The sequence below is a fragment of the Streptomyces hirsutus genome, from assembly GCF_001418415.1.
GTDB classification, from domain to species: Bacteria; Actinomycetota; Actinomycetes; order Streptomycetales; family Streptomycetaceae; genus Streptomyces; species Streptomyces hirsutus.
Genome location: NZ_LIQT01000383.1, coordinates 1 through 3,053, shown reverse-complemented (window position 1 = coordinate 3,053; position 3,053 = coordinate 1). Strand labels below are relative to the sequence as shown.

1 protein-coding gene and 2 pseudogenes are annotated in these 3,053 nt (G+C 74.6%); 2 read left to right on the top strand and 1 reads right to left on the bottom strand.

Annotation, left to right across the window (positions count from 1 at the left end; all coding sequences use genetic code 11):
* Positions 1–28: 28 nt before the first annotated feature.
* Positions 29–109 (top strand): annotated as a pseudogene (locus tag AOK11_RS46850) (hypothetical protein); the annotation flags it as partial.
* 48 nt (positions 110–157) lie between these two features.
* Here the strand turns inward: AOK11_RS46850 and folP are convergent.
* A pseudogene (gene folP / locus AOK11_RS26895) lies at positions 158–877 on the bottom strand (dihydropteroate synthase); the annotation flags it as partial.
* Between the two features lie 594 nt (positions 878–1,471).
* Between folP and AOK11_RS26890 the strand changes: the two are divergent.
* Complete coding sequence (locus tag AOK11_RS26890) at positions 1,472–2,974, top strand: coiled-coil domain-containing protein (RefSeq protein WP_055596310.1); 1,503 nt, start codon at positions 1,472–1,474, stop codon at positions 2,972–2,974.
* Positions 2,975–3,053 lie beyond the last annotated feature (79 nt).

Below are 3,053 nucleotides of genomic sequence, written 5' to 3'. Positions count from 1 at the left end.
CGAGGGCGTCACGATCTCCGTCGACACCATGCGCGCCTCCGTCGCCGAGCAGTCCCTCGCGGCGGGCGCCGCACTCGTCAACGACGTCAGCGGCGGTCTCTCCGACCCCGGCATGATCCCCGTGGTCGCCGACGCCGGCGCCCCCTTCGTCGTCATGCGGTGGCGCGCCGTCGGGGCCGGCCAGGACGTGGCCGAGGAACCTCTTGCGGGACGCGGCCACGAGCAGCGGGTGGCCGAGCGCCCGGAGCCGGTCGAGACGGGCGAGGAGGGCGAGGTCGTGGTCGGCTCCCTTGGAGAAGCCGAACCCGGGGTCGACGATCACGCGGTCGGCGGCGATGCCGCCCTCCAGCACGGCGTCCACGCGCGTGCGGAGTTCGTCGACGACCTCGGTGACGACGTCGTCGTACACGCCTTTCACGTTGCCGCCCTCCAGCAGGCCGCGCCAGTGCATGACGACGAAGGGGGCGCCGGCGTCGGCGACCACGGGGATCATGCCGGGGTCGGAGAGACCGCCGCTGACGTCGTTGACGAGTGCGGCGCCCGCCGCGAGGGACTGCTCGGCGACGGAGGCGCGCATGGTGTCGACGGAGATCGTGACGCCCTCGGAGGCGAGCCCCCGGACCACGGGGATGACGCGCTTGAGTTCCTCGGCCTCGTCCACACGTGTGGCACCGGGACGGGTGGACTCCCCGCCGACGTCGATCAGGTCGGCGCCCTGGGCGACCAGGTCGAGGCCGTGCTTGACGGCGGTCGTCGTGTCGAACCAGCGGCCGCCGTCGGAGAAGGAGTCGGGCGTCACGTTCACGACGCCCATGACCGCGCAGCGGCCCCAGTGGGGGAGGCCCGAGACGTGAAGGTGTCCGCTCCTGTTGCTCATATGTTCAGCGTAGGCCCAGGACGGGGCCGGGAAGCACCTGGATCCGGGGGACGCGGCCGGAAGCCTGCTGCGGGATCTCGTGACCCGGGTCCGGGAGACCGGAGCCCCGGAGCCGGACCGCGACCCGGTATTTCCGGCGGGCGCGAGAGGGCCGGGGCGTATCCGGATCTCGCCGGGCATCCCGGAAAGCGGCGGGAGCGGGATGGGGGCGCCTCGGGACGCGACTCGGGTACGGCTCGGGCGCGACTTCCTTACCCTGGAGTAGGTTTTTTTGGGGCGGAAGCCCGAGTGGATCACTGGGCGCCGCAGGGGCGGTGCGTAACGGGTCCGGGCCCGGCTCGGGACGGCTCGTCACCGGTGCGGGAGGTGATCCGCCGAGGGGCGGGGGAGGTGACGGAACCGGCTTTCCGCCCAGAAAATGATCTTGATAATTGCGGCGCGGGTCTATTCACGGTTCGGCGGAGTTCCCCGTTGCCTGTGAAAGCCCCGGTACGGCTTTGTTTTTACGGGGCGGGGCTCCAACATTCCCCTACGCGCGGTAAGTTTCTGGCCATGCCACGTGGACGTCACCGTCATTCCCCGCCCCTGCACAGGATGTTGCCCCCGTCGGCGATCGCAGGCGTCTCGCTCGTCTGCGCCCTGGGGCCCTGGGTGTTCACACAACCGATGACGCTTCGCCTCCTGGCCGCTGCCGCGGCGGCCGTGGCGATCCTCGGTGCGGTCGTCATGCGGCACTGGGACGCCCAGGCCGGCAAGCAGGTCGCCGACCTCACGCGCGCGCGTGCCAGTGACGAGTGGCGTTTCGAGGAACGGGTCGCCGAACTGGAGTCCGACCTCGAGGAGTCGCGCGAGCTGCGCCTCAAGCTGGAGCACCGGCTGCGCGCCAAGCGCTCGGAGCTGGCCGGGCTGCGCAACGAGCACGCGACACTGCTCAGGCGGTACGCCGCGGCGGAGACCGACCGGGCGACGGTCCTGGAGGAGCGCCGGGTGCTCGAGATCGAGGCGGCGGTCCCGGCCCGCGCGCTGACGGCGGGACCGTCGGCCCCCGAGTCCGGTGCCGTGCCCGACGACGAGGCGACCGTGCCGGCGGCCGGGACCGAGGGCGCAACCGCGGGCGGACCCGAGGAGGGGACGACCGCACCCGAGTCCGAGGCACCCGCGGACGGCGGGGAGGAGGCCGGGCGGCCCGCGGCCCCCCGGGTCTTCTCGCCGGCGGGGTCCACGCTGTTCCTGCGGGCCGACGCGGCACTGGCACGGCTCGCCGCCCACGGCGAGGGGGACGAACGCCCCGCGCGGGACGTCACCGGTGCCGCCGGTGCGACCGACGCGACCGACGCGGCCGGTGCGACCGACGCGGCCGGTACGACCGACGCGGCCGGTACGACCGATGTGACCGAAGCGGAGGCCGCGGAGACGACGGCCGACGATGCGCCGACCGACGCCGGCACCCCTCAGGGCGACCACTCGGCGAAGGGCGGTGCCTCCGTGTCCGCGAGGGAGGACACCCGGCCCGGGGACCCCGCCGGGTCCCCCCGGAGCGGCGGCACCCCCGAGGACGACGGTCCCGAGCCCCCCAGGGCGAGGAAGCCGCAGCAGCCGCGGGAGGACGGGGCGGAGGGGCAGCCCCGGGCGGTTGCCGAGCACGGGCGCGCGACCGCCTCCTCCGGCTCGGACGGCTCGGACGGTTCGGACACCGGCACCCCGCCCGAGCAGCCGGCCCAGTCCGCGCAGCCCGCCCTGCCTGCTCCGCCGCCCCTGCCCGGCAGTTCCGTGCGGCGGCCCCCCGGGCACTTCACCGTGCCGACCGCGGTCGCGGTGGCACCGCCGACCGAGCCCGTGCGGCGCCCGGTGTCCGACGGCACCTTCGACTTCTTCGGCACGCAGAACGAGGCGGAGGCGGCCGAGGCGGCGGAGGCGGCCGAGGAGGAGGCGCCGGCCCGGCACCGGGCCGAGGCCGAGCCGGAGTTCGGGCCGGCCGAGGACGCGCGGGACGTCGGCCAGGTCATCGACCTGACGGCGCACGACGAGCCGGAGCCGGCCGACAAAAAGGCAGAGGCGGAGACCGGCACGAAGGGACTGCGCAGCGCGGTCTCCTGAAGCCCGGGAGAGCGCACGGCGGGCCGGCCGCACGGCAGAACCGCCACACGGCGAACGGGGCCACGCGAACGGGGTCCCG